Annotated in this window: 17 protein-coding genes; 9 read left to right on the top strand and 8 right to left on the bottom strand. The window is 65.0% G+C overall.

Annotated elements, in window-relative coordinates; genetic code table 11:
• Nucleotides 1-177 precede the first annotated feature (177 nt).
• Genes ntrC through dusB form a run of 3 tightly spaced genes read right to left on the bottom strand, consistent with a single transcriptional unit; the run spans nucleotide 178 to nucleotide 3,797 of the window.
• Nucleotides 178-1,620 (bottom strand): nitrogen regulation protein NR(I), encoded by a 1,443-nt coding sequence (gene ntrC / locus NLM27_RS13440; protein ID WP_254143747.1) that lies wholly within the window; start codon nucleotides 1,618-1,620, stop codon nucleotides 178-180.
• A gap of 9 nt (nucleotides 1,621-1,629) precedes the next feature.
• The gene (locus tag NLM27_RS13435) at nucleotides 1,630-2,799 is read right to left on the bottom strand and encodes a nitrogen regulation protein NR(II) (protein WP_254143746.1); all 1,170 of its coding nucleotides are present in this window, start codon (nucleotides 2,797-2,799) and stop codon (nucleotides 1,630-1,632) included.
• On the bottom strand, nucleotides 2,796-3,797 hold the full coding sequence (dusB, locus tag NLM27_RS13430) for a tRNA dihydrouridine synthase DusB (protein WP_254148819.1): 1,002 nt from the start codon (nucleotides 3,795-3,797) through the stop codon (nucleotides 2,796-2,798). Before dusB ends, NLM27_RS13435 begins: the two co-directional genes overlap by 4 nt.
• 283 nt (nucleotides 3,798-4,080) lie before the next feature.
• On the opposite strand from dusB, the gene NLM27_RS13425 reads away from it, so the two are divergent.
• Nucleotides 4,081-5,277 carry a bifunctional 2-C-methyl-D-erythritol 4-phosphate cytidylyltransferase/2-C-methyl-D-erythritol 2,4-cyclodiphosphate synthase gene (locus NLM27_RS13425; protein WP_254143745.1) on the top strand — a complete coding sequence of 399 codons (1,197 nt, stop codon included), beginning with the start codon at nucleotides 4,081-4,083 and terminating at the stop codon, nucleotides 5,275-5,277.
• A 3-nt stretch (nucleotides 5,278-5,280) separates the two neighbouring features.
• On the top strand, nucleotides 5,281-5,889 hold the full coding sequence (locus tag NLM27_RS13420; protein WP_254143744.1) for a CinA family protein: 609 nt from the start codon (nucleotides 5,281-5,283) through the stop codon (nucleotides 5,887-5,889).
• 6 nt (nucleotides 5,890-5,895) lie between these two features.
• Here NLM27_RS13420 and NLM27_RS13415 read toward each other — a convergent pair whose 3' ends face one another.
• Both NLM27_RS13415 and NLM27_RS13410 read right to left on the bottom strand, forming a co-directional pair.
• Entirely contained in the window at nucleotides 5,896-6,672 is a 777-nt protein-coding gene (locus NLM27_RS13415; RefSeq protein WP_254143743.1) for a mechanosensitive ion channel family protein, read from the bottom strand.
• A 230-nt stretch (nucleotides 6,673-6,902) separates the two neighbouring features.
• Entirely contained in the window at nucleotides 6,903-7,082 is a 180-nt protein-coding gene (locus tag NLM27_RS13410; protein ID WP_254143742.1) for a hypothetical protein, read from the bottom strand.
• A gap of 982 nt (nucleotides 7,083-8,064) precedes the next feature.
• Here NLM27_RS13410 and NLM27_RS13405 point away from each other — a divergent pair.
• Genes NLM27_RS13405 through NLM27_RS13380 form a run of 6 tightly spaced genes read left to right on the top strand, consistent with a single transcriptional unit; the run spans nucleotide 8,065 to nucleotide 13,194 of the window.
• Nucleotides 8,065-8,775, top strand: coding sequence for a c-type cytochrome (locus tag NLM27_RS13405; protein ID WP_254143741.1), 711 nt, complete (start codon nucleotides 8,065-8,067; stop codon nucleotides 8,773-8,775).
• An 11-nt stretch (nucleotides 8,776-8,786) separates the two neighbouring features.
• A complete protein-coding gene (locus NLM27_RS13400) occupies nucleotides 8,787-10,025 on the top strand; it encodes a cytochrome c (protein ID WP_254143740.1) in 1,239 nt (412 codons plus the stop codon).
• An 8-nt stretch (nucleotides 10,026-10,033) separates the two neighbouring features.
• Nucleotides 10,034-10,210 carry a hypothetical protein gene (locus tag NLM27_RS13395; RefSeq protein WP_254143739.1) on the top strand — a complete coding sequence of 59 codons (177 nt, stop codon included), beginning with the start codon at nucleotides 10,034-10,036 and terminating at the stop codon, nucleotides 10,208-10,210.
• On the top strand, nucleotides 10,207-10,770 hold the full coding sequence (locus NLM27_RS13390) for a cytochrome C oxidase subunit II (protein ID WP_254143738.1): 564 nt from the start codon (nucleotides 10,207-10,209) through the stop codon (nucleotides 10,768-10,770). The genes NLM27_RS13395 and NLM27_RS13390 overlap by 4 nt, the downstream gene beginning before the upstream one ends.
• Nucleotides 10,757-12,379 (top strand): b(o/a)3-type cytochrome-c oxidase subunit 1, encoded by a 1,623-nt coding sequence (locus NLM27_RS13385; RefSeq protein WP_254143737.1) that lies wholly within the window; start codon nucleotides 10,757-10,759, stop codon nucleotides 12,377-12,379. Before NLM27_RS13390 ends, NLM27_RS13385 begins: the two co-directional genes overlap by 14 nt.
• Nucleotides 12,379-13,194: a cytochrome c gene (locus NLM27_RS13380; RefSeq protein WP_254143736.1), complete on the top strand. Its 816-nt coding sequence runs from the start codon at nucleotides 12,379-12,381 to the stop codon at nucleotides 13,192-13,194. The genes NLM27_RS13385 and NLM27_RS13380 overlap by 1 nt, the downstream gene beginning before the upstream one ends.
• A 169-nt stretch (nucleotides 13,195-13,363) precedes the next feature.
• On the opposite strand, the gene NLM27_RS13375 is transcribed toward NLM27_RS13380, so the two are convergent.
• A complete protein-coding gene (locus tag NLM27_RS13375) occupies nucleotides 13,364-13,834 on the bottom strand; it encodes a type II toxin-antitoxin system RatA family toxin (RefSeq protein WP_254143735.1) in 471 nt (156 codons plus the stop codon).
• Nucleotides 13,835-13,840: 6 nt separating this feature from the next.
• Entirely contained in the window at nucleotides 13,841-14,797 is a 957-nt protein-coding gene (lipA, locus tag NLM27_RS13370; RefSeq protein WP_254143734.1) for a lipoyl synthase, read from the bottom strand.
• A 130-nt stretch (nucleotides 14,798-14,927) separates the two neighbouring features.
• Here lipA and NLM27_RS13365 point away from each other — a divergent pair, with 130 nt between their 5' ends.
• Entirely contained in the window at nucleotides 14,928-15,530 is a 603-nt protein-coding gene (locus NLM27_RS13365; protein ID WP_254143733.1) for a DNA-3-methyladenine glycosylase, read from the top strand.
• Nucleotides 15,531-15,532: 2 nt separating this feature from the next.
• Here the strand turns inward: NLM27_RS13365 and NLM27_RS13360 are convergent, their stop codons facing one another.
• Complete coding sequence (locus NLM27_RS13360) at nucleotides 15,533-18,409, bottom strand: valine--tRNA ligase (protein WP_254143732.1); 2,877 nt, start codon at nucleotides 18,407-18,409, stop codon at nucleotides 15,533-15,535.
• Between the last annotated feature and the right edge of the window lie 44 nt (nucleotides 18,410-18,453).

Here is an 18,453-nt window from a genome sequence, read left to right as displayed (position 1 = left end):
CGGCATCCCCATTCCGGCGGCCAATACTCAACCTATAATGGCATTCCAGGGAACAGCAGACAAGGTGGCAGGCGCGAAAAAACTGACAGAGGTCGCGACAGGCTCGCGCTCTGCTGTGTTCATCGCTTAGGCGGTCTCAGCCGTACCGACGCGGATGATTGGTGCGAGGGGCTAAAATCAGGCCCCGCTCCGGTAGACCTGGATATCGAGGTCGCGGATCTTCTTCCGCAGCGTGTTGCGGTTGAGGCCGAGCAGGTCCGCAGCGCGGATCTGGTTGCCGCGGGTGGCGGCGAGCGCGGCCGTGAGCAGCGGCACTTCGATCTCCTTGAGGATGCGGTGATAGAGGCCGGGCGGCGGCATGCCGTTCGGAAAGCCCTGGAAGTGCGAGGACAGATAGGCCTCCACCGCGCCGCCGAGATTGTCGACGCCCTGCTGGACCGCGGCGCCCGGGCTGACCGAGGGCGGCGCGAGCTCGCCGTCGATCACCGAGGACGTGATTACGTCCTGCGGATATAGCGCGGCCAGGCGCCGTGCGAGGTTTTCGAGCTCGCGCACATTGCCGGGCCAGCGGTGCTGCTTCATCCGCTCCAGCGCCAGCGTATCCAGCTTCTTCGGCGGCAAGCCGTCCTTCTCGGCCAGCGTGAAGAAGTGCCGCACGAGATCGGGCAGGTCCTCGATGCGCTCGCGCAGCGGCGGCAGCCGCAGCGGCACGACGTTGAGGCGGAAGAACAAATCTTCGCGGAACAGGCCCTGCTGGATCAGGACGCGCAGATCCTTGTTGGAGGCCGCGACGATGCGGACATCGGTCTTGATCGGGGTGCGGCCGCCGACAGTGGTGTATTCGCCCTGCTGGAGCACGCGCAGCAGGCGGGTCTGCGCCTCCATCGGCATATCGCCGATTTCGTCGAGGAACAGCGTGCCGCCCTCGGCCTGCTCGAACCGGCCGGAGGCGCGGGTGTTGGCGCCTGTGAAGGCGCCGCGCTCATGCCCGAACAATTCGGATTCGATCAGGTCACGCGGGATCGCCGCCATGTTGACGGCGACGAACGGGCCGTTGCGGCGCTTGCCGTAATCGTGCAGCGCGCGCGCCACCAGCTCCTTGCCGGTGCCGGACTCGCCCGTGATCATCACGGTGAGATCGGTCTGCATCAGACGCGCCAGCACCCGATAGATTTCCTGCATCGCCGGCGAGCGGCCGACCAGCGGGATCGCCTCCATCTCGGCGTCCTCGTCCGGCGTCGATGTCCGCTCCTTCGGCTCGGCCAGCGCGCGGCCGACGATGGCGATCAGCTCCTTCAGGTCGAAGGGCTTCGGCAGATATTCATAGGCGCCACGCTCGGAGGCGCGGATCGCCGTCATGAACGTGTTCTGCGCGCTCATGACGATGACGGGCAGATTTGGCCGCATCTTCTTGATCCGCGGCAGCAGGTCGAAAGCGTTCTCGTCGGGCATCACCACGTCGGTGATGACGAGATCGCCCTCCCCCTGGCTGACCCAACGCCACAGCGTTGCGGCATTGCCGGTCAGCCGCACTTCATAGCCGGCGCGGGAAAGTGCCTGATTGAGAACGGTGCGGATGGCGGTATCGTCATCAGCTACGAGAATGCTACCTGCGGGCATCGCTAATCCTCATTTTGCCCCCTGTGACGCAGGCGACGGCTTCCCGGCAGAGTCGGCGCGGCTGCTTTGATCGGCATGTTTCACCGATGTGGAATACATCGGCATCAGCACGCGGAAGGTGGTCTTACGCGGCTGAGATTCGCATTCGATGATGCCCCCGTGATCGCCGACGATCTTTGCGACCAGCGCGAGGCCCAGACCCGAGCCGGTCTGCTTGGTGGTCACGAAGGGATCGAACAGGTTGGGCAGAAGGTCGTCCGGCACGCCTGGTCCGTTGTCCCTCACGCAGAATTCGAGCGGCAGGGATACCCGGGATTTTTGACCGGGGACTGACAGTCGCACGCCGGGGCGGAACGCGGTGGTGAGCTGGATCTCGCCGTCCGGCACGTCGATCAGAGCTTCGGCGGCATTCTTCACGAGATTGAGGAACACCTGGATGAGCTGGTCCTGGTTGGCCAGCACCGGCGGCAGCGAGGGATCGTAGTCCTCGACGAAGCGGATGTTGCGGGCAAAGCCGGACTGCGCCAGCCGCTTCACGTGATCGAGCACCGAATGGATGTTGACCGGGCCGCGCACCACGGGGCGCTCGTCGCCGAACACCTCCATGCGGTCGACCAGCGTTACGATGCGGTCGGCCTCGTCGCAGATCAGGCGCGTCAGCATGCGGTCCTCGGAGGAAGCCTGCTGCTCCAGGAGCTGCGCCGCGCCGCGAATGCCGGAGAGCGGGTTCTTGATCTCATGCGCCAGCATGGCGGCGAGCGCGATCACCGAGCGCGCAGCGCTGCGATGGGTGAGCTGGCGGTCCATCTTGTCGGCGATGGTGCGCTCCTGGAGCATCACCACGATATGGCCTGGCCGCTCGGTGAGCGGCGCGACATGCAGATCGACCTGGCGGTCGCCGCCCATGCGCGGCGTGCCGAGATCGACCTTGTATTCGTTGACCGGCGAGTTTGACGAACGCACCTGGTCGATCAGCGCCAGCAAGGGGCTGCCGAACGGCACCAGCTCCTTCAGCGATTGCCGCTTCAGGAATTGCGTCGAGATCTCGAAGAACGCTTCGGTCGCGATATTGGCGGCGACGATCTTGCCGTCCGGCCCGATCATCAGCACGGGATTGGGAAGTGCGTCCAGGATCGCGTCACTGTCGGCCGGCCGGCGATGTTCAGCGGCTGAGCTCATGCAGCAGCGCTCCATGCGAAGTCGTCGAAGGCCTCTTGCAGCGATTGGTGGACGAGGCGAGGATCCTCGGAGGTCAGGATCTTCTGACGCCACCCCTTCAGCTTCTCGCCCGAGGCGTCGCTCACATCCGCCGCGACATCGAGCGCCCAGCCCAGATGCTTGCGCGCGTGCCTGAGCCCGATGCGCAAGCCGTAGAGCGCACAGACGCCCTCATAGAGCGTGCGGACATAGTGCAGCTGCGTCTGAAGCGAGGGCGTTGCTTCCTCTGCCCCACCCTTCAGGCGGCGACCGATCTGGCCGGGCAGCCAGGGCTGGCCCTGCGCGCCGCGGCCGATCATCACGGCATCGGCGCCGGAGGCGTCGAGCGCCGCGAGCGCTTTGTCATAAGTGGTGATGTCGCCATTGACGACGAGCGGAATGGAGATGGCCTCGCGCACGGCGCGGATCGCATCCCAATCGGCTTCGCCCTTGTAGAACTGGCAGCGGGTGCGGCCATGCACGGTGACGAGCCTGATGCCTGATGCTTCCGCGCGACGCGCCAACTCCGGCGCGTTACGGCTGCGGTCGTCCCAGCCGAGCCGCATCTTCAGCGTCACCGGCACCTTCACCGCCGCAATCGTCGCGTCGATCAGGCTGACGGCATGGTCGAGGTCGCGCATCAGGGCCGAGCCCGACTGGCCGCCGGTGACGTGACGGGCTGGGCAGCCCATGTTGATATCGATGATGTCGGCGCCTTCGGCCTCGGCGATCCGGGCCCCCTCGGCCATCCAACGCGTCTCGCAGCCGGCGAGCTGGACCACGTGCGGCCCGATCCCGGTGGCTTCGCAGCGCAACCGTGACATCCGATGACCGTTGGCGAGCTCATCGCTGGCGGTCATTTCAGACACGACGAGACCTGCCCCAAGCTCGGCAGCGAGCCGGCGGACCGGCGAGTCCGTCACCCCCGACATCGGTGCCAGGAAGACCGGAGTGGCGACATCAATATCGCCTATTTTCAACGGCTTAGAGCCGGATACTGCCGAGCCGGTCACAGGGGTCTCGTTGACTTGCCAGGGGCCTCATCGCACCTGCCACGATCTATCTTGCGCACAATTCTTGTGCAGTCAAGCGCCATGCCTACAGTTTAGACAGTTCTGCAGATCTTTCAAGTGCAGTGCAGCAAATTGCTGTTTCCCACAATCGGGGGAAACCCCCTTTTTTTGCGGGCCTGCCGTGCTAGAGGCATGCCGTCAAATCACCCCTCTCTCCGACTCTTCATCACCAACTGAGTATTTGAGTCCTATGGCGAAATCACAACGCATCGCGGTCGTCCTCGTCGCAGCCGGTCGCGGGTTGCGCGCCGGCGCGGGCGGGCCGAAGCAATATCGCGAGATCGGCGGTGTGCCCGTGATCTATCGCGCCATGGAGGCCTTCAGCCGCCACCCTGACGTGTCGGCGGTGCAGCCGGTGGTGAATCCCGACGACGGCGCCATGTTCACGGCCGCGGTCGCGGGGCTCAAGCACGAGCCGCCCGCCAACGGCGGTGCCACCCGCCAGGCTTCCGTGCTCGCCGGCCTCGAAGCGCTCGCAAAGCACAAGCCCGACATCGTCCTGATCCACGATGCCGCCCGCCCCTTTGTTTCGGAAGGCGTGATCTCTCGTGCGATCGACGCGGCGAGCCACACCGGCGCCGCGATCCCCGCCATTGCCGTCACCGACACGATCAAGCTCACCGGCGAGAACGGTCATATCGAGGGCACGCCGGACCGTGCGCGCCTCCGAATTGCGCAGACGCCGCAATCCTTTCGTTTCGACGTCATCCTCGAGGCGCATCGTCGCGCGGCGAAGGATGGGCGTTCGGATTTCACCGATGATGCCGCCATTGCCGAATGGGCAGGATTGACGGTTGCAACCTTTGAAGGCGATGTTGCTAACATGAAGCTCACCACCCCCGAGGATTTCGTGCGCGAGGAAGCACGCCTTGCCGCCCAGCTCGGCGACATCAGAACCGGCACGGGCTATGACGTGCACGCCTTCGGCGAAGGCGACCACGTCATGATCTGCGGCGTGCGCGTTCCGCATACGAAAGGTTTTCTCGCCCATTCCGACGGCGATGTCGGCCTGCATGCGCTGGTCGACGCCATCCTCGGCGCGCTCGCCGACGGCGACATCGGCTCGCACTTCCCGCCGAGCGATGCGAAGTGGAAGGGCGCCTCCTCCGACCAGTTCCTGAAATACGCCATCGAGCGCGTCACCCAGCGTGGCGGCCGCGTCGCCAATCTCGAGGTGACGCTGATTTGCGAGCGGCCGAAGATCGGCCCCTTGCGCGACGCCATGCGCGCCCGCATCGCCGAGATCTCCGGCGTGAATATCTCTCGCGTCGCAGTGAAGGCGACGACCAGCGAGCGGCTCGGCTTCACGGGCCGCGAGGAAGGCATCGCGGCCACCGCGAGCGCCACCATCCGCCTGCCGTTTAACGAAGAGACTTGGAGCGTCTAGGCCATGGGCGGCAGCGACGCACGTGCCCTCTCCCGCTCGCTGCTCGATTTGTGCCGGATGCGCAAGCTGACGATCGCGACGGCTGAGTCCTGCACCGGCGGCCTCGTTGCCGGCGCGCTGACCGACATCCCCGGCTCCTCCGACGTGATCGATCGCGGCTTCGTCACCTATTCCAACGACGCCAAGCGCGCGATGCTCGGGGTCGAGGCGAGCACGCTCACCAATTTCGGCGCGGTCAGCAAGGAGACCGCAACCGCCATGGCGGTCGGCGCTCTGGAGCGCGCCGATGTCGATCTTGCGGTTGCCATCACCGGCATTGCCGGCCCGGGCGGCGCCACGCCGGGCAAGCCGGTCGGCCTCGTGCATTTCGCCGCAGCCGCGCGCGACGGCCGCATCATCCATCGTGAGCATCGTTTCGGCGCGATCGGCCGCGGCGCCGTGCGCGCCCGCTCCGTGGTCGAGGCGCTGCGCATGCTGATGGATCTCGCCCGCGGCCCGCAAGCGCAGGTCAAGCCGCGCCGCACCGCTGCAAGCCGCCTGCGCCCCCGCGTCACCCGCTCGCCGCGCCGGCACGCCGTGAAGCGCAGGCCGCCGCGGTCGCCGCGAGGGTGAATCGCCTCACGCCGCCGCGAGCAGTGCACTCGCGTGATCGAGTACACGCTGCTTGACGGCAGCGGCATCGGACGGCTTCACCTTTGCGCTCACCGTCAATTCCACGACAGGCGCTGCTGGATCGGCAGCGATCACTTTCGACACATTGACCGAGGGCGCGGCCTCCTCGTCGATGCGGGGGTCGGCGCGCAGCTCTTTCAAGATCTGGTCGGCCAGCGCATTGACCGATCCGGCTCTGACCGGAAATGTCACCTTGACCTCGCCCGTCCCTGGATAGGCGCTGTGATTGATGATGGCCGCGCCCCACACCTGTCCGTTCGGCAAGAGGATCTGCGTGTTGTCGGCGGCGACCAGCTCGGTCATGAACAGCGACAGCGTCTTCACCTTCCCGGCCTTGCCGGCGACCTCGACGTCGTCGCCGATGTGGAAGGGGCGGAACAACAGCAGCATCACGCCGGCGGCGAGATTGGAGAGCGTGCCCTGGAGCGCGAGGCCAATGGCAAGTGACGTCGCGCCCAGCACGGCGACAAGACTCGCGGTCTGGATGCCGAAGAGCTGGAGCACGGCGATGCCGACAATCGCCAGCACGCCGTAACGCGTGACGCTGGCCACGAACAAGGTGACGAGCGGATCGACGCGGTGAGTGACGCTCAGGACGCGCGTGACGAATCGCTGCATTGCGCCGGACAGATACCAGCCGACCGCGAGCAGCAGGATCGCGTAGATCGCGTTCAGCCCATACAGGACGAGTGACGCTTTCAGCGTGTCGAAGTTGATGGTCATGGCGGCTCCAACCCGGACAATCCGTACAGAACTCGCCGCGGCGAAAAACGATCCCTCCCGCTGCGCCTGGTGGCGCTGCGGTTCCGGTCAAAGCCGGGAATCACGACTGCCCGATCAATTCACTGGGGCCGGGAACAGCGCGGTGTAATCCACGATGAAGCGAAGCTCGGTCTGGGGCTCGCGGACATTGCCCTGCTGCCAGAGGCTCGAATACTGCGTGACATTCCCGATTACCGTGCCGGACGCTCGATCCGATGAATGACAGGGAGCTTCTGCTCGATCGCCTTCGCTAGCACCGTGCCTGTGGTTCGGCCGAGCTCTTTCGCGATCACGGCAATCGGTTTGGTGCCTGCGAGTGTCTTCAGCTTGCTAAGGTCTTGCTCGCTCCACGATTGCTTCCAGCGTCCCATGTCCCTCGGTCCAGGTACAAAAGCCCCCGCGCCCGGCTCGTATTCTGGTTGAATCCCTCAATGGATGCAGCTGAATTGGGTGTATCGCGGACAGCAAGGGGTGTTCCGTCAGCCAAGAGTGTTTTGGCACAAACTGCACTTGTCACCCACAAGGGCACGGAGTTCGATTCTGGTTTGCGCGCCGGACATGCGGGCTGTCCATCCATCCTACAAGGCCTTGTGCTGCCCGTCGGGCAAAACACCCAGCCGACGGGTCAATTGCCGCGTGCGAAAATATTCTCCTTTACCGAAATTCGCCTTTGGCGTATTCGTGCGCTACCTCATCCCGGTCAGAGGGGCGTATCGCGATCGTCACATACGCGGGATGAGCTGCGGTGGACGCAGGCAGCATCGGCGCGACGGGCAATCGCAGGGCGGGAGACCGTGAGCGATCGCGGCGCGCACACGAACGGCGCTATCAGCGTACGGCAAAACCGTGTCGTCCTGGCGCCCGGGGTCTGTGCGCCAAGTCTTTCGGTGATGTGGCGGCCCAACCGGGTGCGCGCATCAGTCATCCCTAAGGCGACGGGGGCAATAGTGCATCGCTCCCCGGGGAGAACTCGGCATAAGCCGTCAAACCACTGCGCAGGGAAGGCCGGTTGTTTGGCTTCACCTGTATGCCGCTGTGCAACTCTTGTAGCGCAACCTTCCGCACAGTGGACCGTAGGTGCCCGGCCGGCACCCGGTCTTCCCTGCGCCCTGACAAAGAGGGTCGACATCACGACGCAAGCCTCGGGCAAGAACTGCCGCGAGAGCGCAGCGGTATGTTTCGATTTCAAGAAGCACGCAAGTTTTGTCCAATTCGATCGGGATTGCATATGCAGGGACCGCGACCAAACGTCATCTCCGTGCCTGAACTTGCGCAAGATCAAATTGGCGCAATAATCCTCCCCTACGTTGTGATCCGGAATCAACCGGTCCTGCTTTCTGGAGGGTGACGAGAGTGTTCGCTCGCACCACTGCTCTGGCAGCCGCCATTGCCACCTTGGCTGCCTTTGATGGCGCGGCCGCCCAACCGCTCGCCAACCAGCCGCCCGATACCATGGCGGCGCGGGTCGAGGCCTGCACGCCCTGCCACGGCAACAAGGGCGAAGGCACCAGCGACGTTTATTTCCCGCGCCTTGCCGGCAAGCCGGCCGGCTATCTCTACAACCAGCTCCTCGCCTTCCGCAGCGGCCGGCGCAAATACCCGCCGATGAATTACCTGCTGGAATTCCTGCCCGATCCATATCTGGAGGCGATGGCGGAATATTTTGCCAGCGAGCACCCGCCGCTGCCGCCACCGGCGCCGAGCGAGGTCAGCAAGGACGTGTTGGCGCTCGGAGCGTTGCTCGCCACCAGCGGCGACGCCGGTCGTAACATACCGGCGTGCGTCAGTTGCCATGGTCCGGGGCTCACGGGCATGCAGCCCGGTATCCCTGGCCTGCTTGGTCTCCGCGCCGCCTATGTCAGCGCCCAGCTCGGCGCCTGGCGCTACGGCACGCGCACGGCAAAGTCACCTGACTGCATGCAGCTTGTCGCCGGACATCTGACGGAAGCAGATGTTACCGCCGTTGCAGCCTGGCTCGCGACGTGGCCGGCACCAGCCAATCCGGCCCCCGTGCCGAAAGGCACCTACGCGCTGCCGTTCGGCTGCGGCAGCCAGCCCAACTGACGAGGCGGATGATGGGCTCGAAATTGTCGATTACGCTTCTTGCAATCGCCGCGCTCACCACGGCCGCGCAGGCGCAAGACAAGGCCACCGACATCATCGCGCGCGGCGAATATCTCGCGCGTGCCGGCGACTGCACTGCCTGCCACACAGCACCGGAAGGTCACCTGTTCGCCGGCGGCCGCGCCATGCCGACGCCATTCGGCACGCTCTACACCTCCAACATCACGCCGGATCCGGATACAGGTATCGGCAAGTGGAGCGCCAACGATTTCTACAAGACCATGCACAGCGGCCGCTTCCCGGACGGCGGGCTGATCTATCCGGCAATGCCGTTTGCGTCCTACACCAAGGTCACGCGCGCCGACAGCGACGCAATCTTCGCGTATTTACGCTCGATCGCTCCGGTGAACCAGAAGAACAAGCCGCACGAGCTGCGCTTTCCCTACGACAACCGTCAGCTCATCCTCGGCTGGCGCACGCTGTACTTCCGCGAGGGCGAGTTCAAGCCCGACCCGTCGAAGTCAGCCGAATGGAATCGCGGCGCCTATCTGGTCGAAGGCCTTGGCCATTGCGGCATGTGTCATTCGCCGATCAACGCGCTCGGCGGCACCGCGCAATCGGACGCCTTCAAGGGCGGTCTGATCCCGATGCAGAACTGGTACGCGCCTTCGCTCACGTCAAATCGCGAAGCAGGTCTCGGCGACTGGAGCATCAAGGACATCACCGACCTGCTCCAGACCGGGGTCTCCATGCGTGGCGTGGTCTACGGCCCGATGGCGGAGGTCGTGCACAACAGCCTGCAATATCTCAGCGACGAGGACACCAAGGCGATGGCGGTGTACCTCAAGGGCATCGCGGAGCCCTCGCCGCCGCCACCGGCAAGCTCGACGCTGCCGACCAGCGAGAGCAGCCTGCTGATCAGCCTCGGCAAGACCGTTTATGACAAGAGTTGCGCGAGCTGCCATGGCATGCAGGGCGAAGGCAAGCCGCCGCATTGGCCGCCGCTCGCCAACAACCAGTCGATCGAGATGCAGTCGGCGGTCAATCCGATCCGCATGGTGCTCAATGGCGGCTATCCGCCGGGCACCAAGGGCAATCCTATGCCCTACGGCATGCCGCCGTTCGCAGGCCTCCTCTCCGACAACGAGGTCGCCGCCGTCGTATCCTACATCCGCACCGCCTGGGGCAATCGCGGCACGCCGGTCTCGGCACGCGAGGCCAACGAGCTGCGCTCCGCACCGCTGAACTGAGACACGCCATGATCAACTCGGACCCGCCGACCAGCCCAGCCGCCGCCGATCAGGCCGTCGAGGAGGTCGTCGCCCAGGGACCGACAGGCGCGATCGTGCTGGCCGGCATTGCCACGGCATGCGTGGTCGCGATGTGGCTTGCCTTCTACCTGTTCGTCTTCCTGCCGCGCGGATCGCTGCAATGAGCGTAGAGCAAACCCATGGCAGCGCCGAGGTCGCGGCCCGCGTCGAGCGGCGCTGGGCCACCATTGCCGTGATCATCATCGTGATGATGGCACTGCTTGCTGCATTCGCCGGCATCCATCGCGCGACCATGCCGCAGCCGCGCGTCGAAACCACCGATCCATCGCGCCTGCATCTGTCCGGCGAATTCGTCGAGAGCAATCTCGGCAGCGTGCTCGAGGCCAGTGGCAATGTGACCGTGCGTGCGATCGGCCAGCAATATTCCTTCACGCCGGCCTGCATCGTGGTGCCCGTGGACACGCCGATCACCATGCGCGCCACCAGTGCCGACGTCGTTCACGGCATCCTGATCCAGGGCACCAACGTCAACACCATGCTGGTGCCCGGCTACATTTCCGAGCAGCTGATGCGCTTCACGAAGACCGGCGACTATCTCATGCCCTGCCAGGAGTTTTGCAGCTTTGGCCACGAGGGCATGTGGGGCAAGGTCAAGGTGATCGACAAGACCGAATTCGCCGATCGCGCGAAGGGCGGCGGGAGGCTGAGCTGTGTTGGTCAATAGGAAGCTCATCCTCGCCCATTTCTGGCTGGCCTTCGCCGTGTTCGGCGTCGCGCTCACGCTCGGCGCCTGGCAGATGTTCATCCGCAGCCCGATCGGCATGTGGCTGTCCAATCCCGAGCTCTATTACCGCTCGCTGACCGCGCACGGCACGGTGATGGGCTATGTCTTTCCGACCCTGGTCGCGATGGCCTTTGGCTATGCCATCAGCGAGTCCGCGCTGCAGCAGCGCCTGGTCGGCGTGCGCTGGGCCTGGGCCGGATTCTGGCTGATCGTCGCCGGCAGCATCATGGCGGTGATCCCGATCGCGCTCGGGCGGGCGTCGGTACTCTACACTTTCTATCCGCCGCTGATCGGCAACGTCTTCTACTATCTCGGCGTGGTGCTGGTCGTGGTCGGCTCCTGGATCTGGGTCGCGCTGATGGCGATCAATCTGCGCGTCTGGCGAAAGGCCCATCCCGGCGCGCCGGTGCCGCTGGCGATGTACGCCAATGTCGCGGGCTCGTATTTGTGGGCCTGGACCGCGGTCGGCGCCGCGCTCGAGCTGCTGCTCCAGATCATTCCCGTTGCGGCGGGGCTGAAGGCCACGATCGATGCGGGGCTTGCCCGCGTGTTCTTCTCCTGGACGCTGCACGCCATCGTCTATTTCTGGCTGATGCCGACCTACATCGCCTATTACACCATCGTGCCGCGAGCGATCGGCGGTCGGGTCTACTCCGACAGCATGGCGCGAATCTCCTTCATCCTGTTCCTGGTGGTGGCGATGCCGATCGGCATGCACCACACCTTTGCCGATCCGCAGGTCGGCGCCGGCTTTAAGTTCATCCATTCGGCCTTCACGGCGCTGGTGGCACTGCCGACGCTGCTGACCGTGTTCACGATCTGCGCATCCGTCGAGATCGCCGCCCGCCTGCGCGGCGGGCGCGGCATGTTCGGCTGGCTCTGGGCCCTGCCCTGGGACAATCCGATGATGCTGGCGCTGGCTTTCTCCTTCGTCATGCTCGGCTTCGGCGGCGCCGGCGGCCTCATCAACATGAGCTATCAGCTCGATGCGTCGATCCACAACACGCAGTGGATCACCGGGCATTTCCACCTGATCTTCGGTGGCGCCATCGTGATCATGTATTTTGCGATCGCCTATGATCTATGGCCGCATCTGACGGGCCGGGAGCTGATCGATCTCCGCCTAATCCGCACCCAGCTCTGGCTGTGGTTCGTCGGCATGATCGTCACCACCTTCCCATGGCACTGGGTCGGCATCCTCGGCATGCCGCGCCGCATGGCCTATTTCGACTTCGGCGATCCCGCGATCGCGCCGCAGGCGCTTTCGGTCACGCTCTCGGCGATCGGCGGCTTCATTCTGCTGGCCTCGGGCCTCATATTCATCGTCATCCTGGCGCGCGGCATGCGCGCGCCTCAGGCCGACGCCGGCCCCTACCGCTTCGCCCTCGCCGTGCATCAGCCGGCGACCGTGCCGGTCGCGCTCAACACTCATGCGCTGTGGGTGGCGTTGATGATCGGCCTCACCCTCACCAACTACGGCTACCCGATCCTGACACTGGCACTGAGCGAGGGCACCTCGGTGCCGGCGGTCTATGTGGGAGCGCAGTGATGAGCGCGCGCGACCTCTTCACCTTCCGCAACAGGCATTTCACGCTCGGCGTCGGCATCACCGCTGCCATTCTGATCGTGACGGCGATTGCGGGCTTCATCGTGCTGCCCTTCGCGCAGCCCTGGGTTCAGTTCGCCAATGTCTGGGATGCCATCTGTAGCGCCGCCGGCGTGCCGCAACGCGCGGCCAGCGTGACGGCGCCCGAACAGAGCAAGCGCCTGTCGGAGGTCGTGCTGACTTCGTCCACGCTGTCACGCCCGAGCCAGGAGGCCATCGGCCGCGGCGCCACGCTGGCGCAGCGCTGCGCGATCTGCCACGGCCCGACCGGCATCAGCCGCGCGGACTCGCCGAACCTCGCCGGCCAGTATGCGGCCGTGATCTACAAGGAGCTGCACGATTTTCGCTCCGGCGCCCGGACCAACGCCGTGATGTCGCCGTTCGCCGTCAATCTGACGGACCAAGAGATTGCCGATCTCTCGAATTATTACGCCTATCTGCCGCGGCTGCCGGCTTACCACCCGACGCCGCAACATCCGAAACCCAACATCGTCATCTACGGCGCCCCGATGCGCGGTATCGCGCCCTGCGGCTCCTGCCATGGCAGCCTCGACAACAAGACCGGCAGCCCATGGCTGGAGGGCCAATCGGAGGCCTATATGAAGGCGCAGCTCCAGGCCTTCGCCTCCGGCGAGCGCCGCAACGACATCAGCCAGCAGATGCGCAACGTCGCCCGTGCGATGACGCCGCAGGAGATCGATCAGGCCGCAGCTTACTACGCCTCGCAGCCGCCGGATGTGGTGAAGGCGGTGGATTGAAGGGTTCGGCGCGCCTGCCTCCCCACCGTGATGGCAAGCCAACGGGTCCGCGCGAAGCGCGGCCCGATGACAAGGCTCCGCGAAGCAATCCAGACTGTCGCCACGGAGAGACGCTGGATTGCTTCGTCGCAAGAGCTCCTCGCAATGACGGCGGAGCCAGCCGGAACGGCTACGACGACGCCAGCTTCGGCCGGCCGTAGATCACATCGGCCCGCTTCTCGAACGCTGTGGAGAAACGCGCGAATGCGGCGTCGAACATCGAGCCCATCAGCATCCCCAGCATGCGGCTCCTAAACTCGTAGGAGAGGAAAAATCCGACGTCGCAGACGCCCTCACCCTTGGATTCGAACGTCCAGCGATTTTCGAGCTTGCTGAAGGGGCCTTGCAGATATTCGACCAGGATCTTCAGATTGTCGCGATCCAGCGTCACCCGGCTGGTGAAGGATTCCTTGACCAGCTTGAACGACACCGTCATGTCGGCGACCAGCACCTCGGTGCCGTCGGGCTTCGCCATCCGCTGCCGCACCTTCAGCGCGCTGCACAGCGGCACGAATTCCGGATAGCGCTCGACGTCGGCGACCAGATCAAACATCTCGGATGCACTGTGATTGACACGGCGCTTGCTCGAAAATTTGGGCATGGCGATTCAGCGGGTGCTAGCTGCCCGCGCGGCCTTCAATCTCGCAAAGTCCTCGCCGGCATGATGCGACGAGCGGGTCAGCGGGCTTGCCGACACCATCAGGAAACCCTTGGTGTAGGCGACCTTTTCGTAGGAGGCGAACTCGTCGGGCGGCACGAAGCGCATCACGGCATGATGCTTCCGGGTCGGCTGGAGGTACTGACCGATGGTCAGGAAGTCGACCTCGGCCGAGCGCAGATCGTCCATCACCTGGAGCACCTCGTGGCGCTCCTCGCCGAGGCCGACCATGATGCCGGACTTGGTGAAGATGGTGGGATCGAGCTCCCTGACCCGCTGCAACAGCCGGATTGAATGGAAATAGCGCGCGCCCGGCCGCACCGTGAGATAGCGCGACGGCACGGTCTCGAGATTGTGGTTGAAGACGTCGGGCTTCGCGGCAACGACGACCTCGAGTGCTCCCTCCTTGCGCAGGAAGTCCGGCGTCAGGATCTCGATCGTGGTCGAGGGGCACGCGGCCCGGATCGCACGGATGGTTTCTGCGAAATGCTGGGCGCCGCCGTCAGTGAGGTCGTCGCGGTCGACGGAGGTGATGACGACATGGGCGAGGCCGAGCTTGGCCACGGCTTCGGCGACGTGCTGCGGCTCCGAGGCATCGAGCGCATTCGGCAGGCCGGTCTTGACGTTGCAGAAGGCACAGGCGCGGGTGCAGGTGTCACCCATGATCATGAAGGTCGCGTGCTTCTTGTCCCAGCACTCGCCGATGTTCGGGCAGCCCGCCTCCTCGCACACCGTGTGCAAGCCGTTCGCCCGCACGATGTTGCGGGTGTCGGCATAGCCGCGGGTATTGGGCGCGCGCACGCGAATCCAGTCCGGCTTCGGCGGCGAAGCAGAATCGGGCCGGTTCACCTTTTCCGGGTGGCGCGGGCGCAGCGGGTTCGAGATGGTATCGACAATAACGACCATAGGGTGTCCGGTCTGTTCAGGTCCTACCTAGTCGGTCTGGCCTGGCATCGCAACCCGGCTCGCCCCGCTTCAGGGAACATGGCAGATATGGGCAATATCCTGCTCTGTTCTCAGGCGATTCTCACCTCGAATGGCTCCAGTCTCGAAACCTTCCACACCGCCGCTTGGCAAGCCGCTGAAACGTGCCTTTTTCGACCGCGAGGTGCGCGAGGTCGCCCGCGATCTAATTGGGGCCACCATGCTCGTCGATGGCGTCGGCGGGATCATCGTCGAGGTCGAGGCCTATCATCATACCGAGCCGGCGGCGCACTCCTACAACGGCCCGACGCCGCGGAACCAGATCATGTTCGGTCCGCCCGGCTTTGCCTATGTCTACCGCTCCTACGGCATCCATTGGTGCGTGAACTTCGTCTGCGAGGACGAAGGCTCGGCCAGCGCCGTGCTGATCCGCGCGCTGGAGCCGACGCATGGCCTAGCTGCGATGCGCCGTCGCCGTCATCTCCAGGACCTGCACGCGCTGTGCTCGGGCCCGGGCAAGTTGACCGAAGCGCTCGGCATCACCATCGCTCACAACGCCCTGCCCCTCGACCGGGCGCCGATCGCACTGCATGCGCGGACGGAGGATGTCGAGGTCGCGACCGGAATCCGGATCGGCATCACCAAGGCCGTGGAGTTGCCCTGGCGCTACGGCGTCCGGGGCTCGAAATTCCTCAGCAAGCCGTTTCCGAAATAGCCCTACGACGCCTGCTTCAGCCGCTCCAGCGCCTCCAGCAGCTTGGCCTTGCGGGCCAGCGCGGCCTCGCGCTTTTCGCGCTCCTCCTCAACGACCTCCTCGGCCGCGTTGGCGACGAATTTCTCGTTCGCCAGCTTGGACTCGGCGCGCTTGATGTCGGCATCGGCCTTGCCGATCTCCTTGTCGAGGCGCGTGCGCTCGGCGGCAACGTCGATCACGCCCTTCAGCGGCAGCGCGGCCACCTCGCCGCGCACCAGCAGCTGAACCGCGCCGTCAGGCGCACGGTCGGCGAAGGAGATCTCGGACAGCCGCGCCATGCGCTTGATGACATCGGTCCAGCGCGGCGCACGTTCCCTGGTCTCGGCCGAGGCGCCAGCGAGCACCAGCGCCGTCAGTGTCGCCGGCGGTATGTTCATCTCGGCGCGCACCGAACGGATCTGGGTGATGAGGTCGATCACCCAGCCGATCTCGGCCTCGGCCTTGGGATCGGTGAAGTCGGCATGGTCGAAGATCGGCAGCACCCAGGCCGGCGAGGCGAGTGGATCGGTCGGCCTCGTCGTCGCCGCGAGCATCGCGAGCTGCTCCGGCGTCGGCTCGGTCGGCTTCAGCGGCCACGGCGCCAGTGCAAGCAGGCCGTCGCGCTTCGCCGTCACCTCCCACAGCTCTTCGGTGATGAAGGGCATGAAGGGGTGCAGCAGCTTGAGGATCTCGTCACGCGCCCAGGCAACCATGGCGCGGGTCTCGTCCTTGGCGGGACTGTCCGGACCAAGCAACACGGGCTTTGCGAGCTCGACATACCAGTCGCAATAGACGTTCCAGACGAAGCGATAGATCGCGCTGGCAGCGTCATTGAAGCGGTAGGCCTCGATCGCCTCGGTCACCTCGCGCGTGGTGTGCGCGCTCTCATGCGCGATCCAGCGGTTCAGTGTCTCCTTCGCCTTCGCCGGCTCGAAGCCCTCAGGCACGGCGCAGTGGTTCATCTCGGCGAAACGACAGGCATTCCAGAGCTTTGTCGCGAAATTGCGGTATCCCTCGACGCGGCTGGTGGCGAGCTTGATGTCGCGGCCCTGCGCCGCCATCGCCGCCAGCGTGAAGCGCAGCGCGTCCGCGCCGTATTCGTCGATCAGCTTGAGGGGATCGATGACGTTGCCTTTCGACTTCGACATCTTAGCGCCCTTCTCGTCGCGGACGAGGGCGTGGATGTAGATCGTCGAGAACGGCACCTCCTTCATGAAGTGCAGGCCCATCATCATCATGCGGGCGACCCAGAAGAATATGATGTCGAAGCCGGTCACCAGCGCGTTGGTCGGATAGTAGCGCTGCACCTCGGGTACGTCTTCCGGCCAGCCGAGCGTCGAGAATGGCCACAGCGCCGACGAGAACCAGGTGTCGAGCACGTCCTCGTCGCGGGTGATGAAGCCTTCGCGCTTGTTGCGGTCGAGCGCCATCTCGCGCCCCTGCTCGGGCGTGATGACCTCCTGCTCGACATAATAGCCAAGCGCGTGGCTGACGGCCTCCTCCTCGGTCTCGGCGACGAAGACCTTGCCGTCAGGACCGTACCAGGCCGGAATCTGGTGGCCCCACCAGAGCTGACGCGAGATGCACCAGGGCTGGATGTTCTCCATCCAGTCGAAATAGGTCTTTTCCCAATTCTTCGGCACGAAGGAGGTTTCGCCCGACCGCACCGCCGCGATCGCCGGCTTGGCCATCGTCTTGGCGTCGACATACCATTGGTCGGTCAGATACGGCTCGATCACGCTGTTGGAGCGGTCGCCATGCGGCACCATGTGGGTGTGCGGCTCGATCCGCTCGACGAAGCCGAAGCTCTCCAGCCGCTCGACGATGCGCTTGCGCGCGGCGAAACGGTCAACCTTGTTGAACTCCTCGGCGAATTGCGTGGCGCCCTCGGGGAGGCCGCGCAGGTAATCCTCGTTGTCGACGAGATCGAGGCAGCCTTCCCTGTCAAGCACGCTGATCCGGCGCAGGCCGTGGCGATTGCCGACCTCGAAATCGTTGAAGTCGTGCGCCGGCGTCACCTTCACCGCGCCCGAACCCTTCTCCGGATCGGAATAGTCGTCAGCGACGATCTCGATCTTGCGGCCGACCAGCGGCAGGATCACGTTCTTGCCGACCAGCTTCTGATAGCGCTCATCGTCGGGATGCACGGCCACGCCGGTGTCACCGAGCATGGTCTCGGGCCGCGTGGTGGCGACGACGATGAAGGTCGAGGGATCCTCGGGGCTGAAATTCTTGCCCTCGATCGGATAGCGCAGATACCAGAGGCTGCCCTTGACCTCGGTCTGCTGCACCTCGAGATCGGAGATCGCGGTCAGCAGCTTGGTGTCCCAGTTCACCAGCCGCTTGTCCTTGTAGATCAGACCGTCGCGATGCAGCTCGACGAACACCTTGATGACAGCCTTCGACAGGCCCTCGTCCATGGTGAAGCGTTCGCGCGACCAGTCGCAGGAGGCGCCAAGACGCTTGAGCTGATTGATGATGGTGTCGCCGCTCTCGGCCTTCCACTCCCAGACCCGCTCCAGAAACCTCTCGCGGCCCATCTCGCGACGGCCGGGCTGCTGACGCTCCATCAGCTGGCGCTCGACGACCATCTGGGTGGCGATGCCGGCATGGTCGGTGCCGGGCTGCCACAGCACGTCGCGGCCGCGCATGCGCTCGAACCGGCAGAGGATATCCTGGAGCGTGTTGTTGAGGGCGTGGCCCATGTGCAACGAACCCGTCACGTTGGGCGGCGGGATCACGATGGTGAACGGCACCGCGTCGCGGCGGTCGGGACGGCCGGCCTTGAAGGCAAGGCTGTCCTCCCACACGACGGACATGCGGGCTTCGATATCGGCGGGCTGGTAATTTTTCTCGATCATGGGGCTGCTAGAAAGCCGCGCGCGCGGTTCAAGTCAACGGGAAG

The organism is Bradyrhizobium sp. CCGB12, from assembly GCF_024199845.1.
Lineage (GTDB): Bacteria > Pseudomonadota > Alphaproteobacteria > Rhizobiales > Xanthobacteraceae > Bradyrhizobium.
Note: the sequence above shows the minus strand (reverse complement) of the source record. Positions and strands in the feature narration are given on the sequence as shown.

Excerpts from the sequence above, each read along its gene's own strand:
- lipA (WP_254143734.1), bottom strand. The coding sequence starts at position 14,797 with ATGGTCGTTATTGTCGATACCATCTCGAACCCGCTGCGCCCGCGCCAC.
- NLM27_RS13360 (WP_254143732.1), bottom strand. The coding sequence starts at position 18,409 with ATGATCGAGAAAAATTACCAGCCCGCCGATATCGAAGCCCGCATGTCC.
- ntrC (WP_254143747.1), bottom strand. The coding sequence starts at position 1,620 with ATGCCCGCAGGTAGCATTCTCGTAGCTGATGACGATACCGCCATCCGC.
- NLM27_RS13365 (WP_254143733.1), top strand. The coding sequence starts at position 14,928 with ATGGCTCCAGTCTCGAAACCTTCCACACCGCCGCTTGGCAAGCCGCTG.
- NLM27_RS13380 (WP_254143736.1), top strand. The coding sequence starts at position 12,379 with ATGAGCGCGCGCGACCTCTTCACCTTCCGCAACAGGCATTTCACGCTC.
- NLM27_RS13400 (WP_254143740.1), top strand. The coding sequence starts at position 8,787 with ATGGGCTCGAAATTGTCGATTACGCTTCTTGCAATCGCCGCGCTCACC.
- NLM27_RS13395 (WP_254143739.1), top strand. The coding sequence starts at position 10,034 with ATGATCAACTCGGACCCGCCGACCAGCCCAGCCGCCGCCGATCAGGCC.
- NLM27_RS13425 (WP_254143745.1), top strand. The coding sequence starts at position 4,081 with ATGGCGAAATCACAACGCATCGCGGTCGTCCTCGTCGCAGCCGGTCGC.
- NLM27_RS13390 (WP_254143738.1), top strand. The coding sequence starts at position 10,207 with ATGAGCGTAGAGCAAACCCATGGCAGCGCCGAGGTCGCGGCCCGCGTC.
- NLM27_RS13410 (WP_254143742.1), bottom strand. The coding sequence starts at position 7,082 with ATGGGACGCTGGAAGCAATCGTGGAGCGAGCAAGACCTTAGCAAGCTG.
- NLM27_RS13415 (WP_254143743.1), bottom strand. The coding sequence starts at position 6,672 with ATGACCATCAACTTCGACACGCTGAAAGCGTCACTCGTCCTGTATGGG.
- NLM27_RS13420 (WP_254143744.1), top strand. The coding sequence starts at position 5,281 with ATGGGCGGCAGCGACGCACGTGCCCTCTCCCGCTCGCTGCTCGATTTG.
- NLM27_RS13435 (WP_254143746.1), bottom strand. The coding sequence starts at position 2,799 with ATGAGCTCAGCCGCTGAACATCGCCGGCCGGCCGACAGTGACGCGATC.
- NLM27_RS13375 (WP_254143735.1), bottom strand. The coding sequence starts at position 13,834 with ATGCCCAAATTTTCGAGCAAGCGCCGTGTCAATCACAGTGCATCCGAG.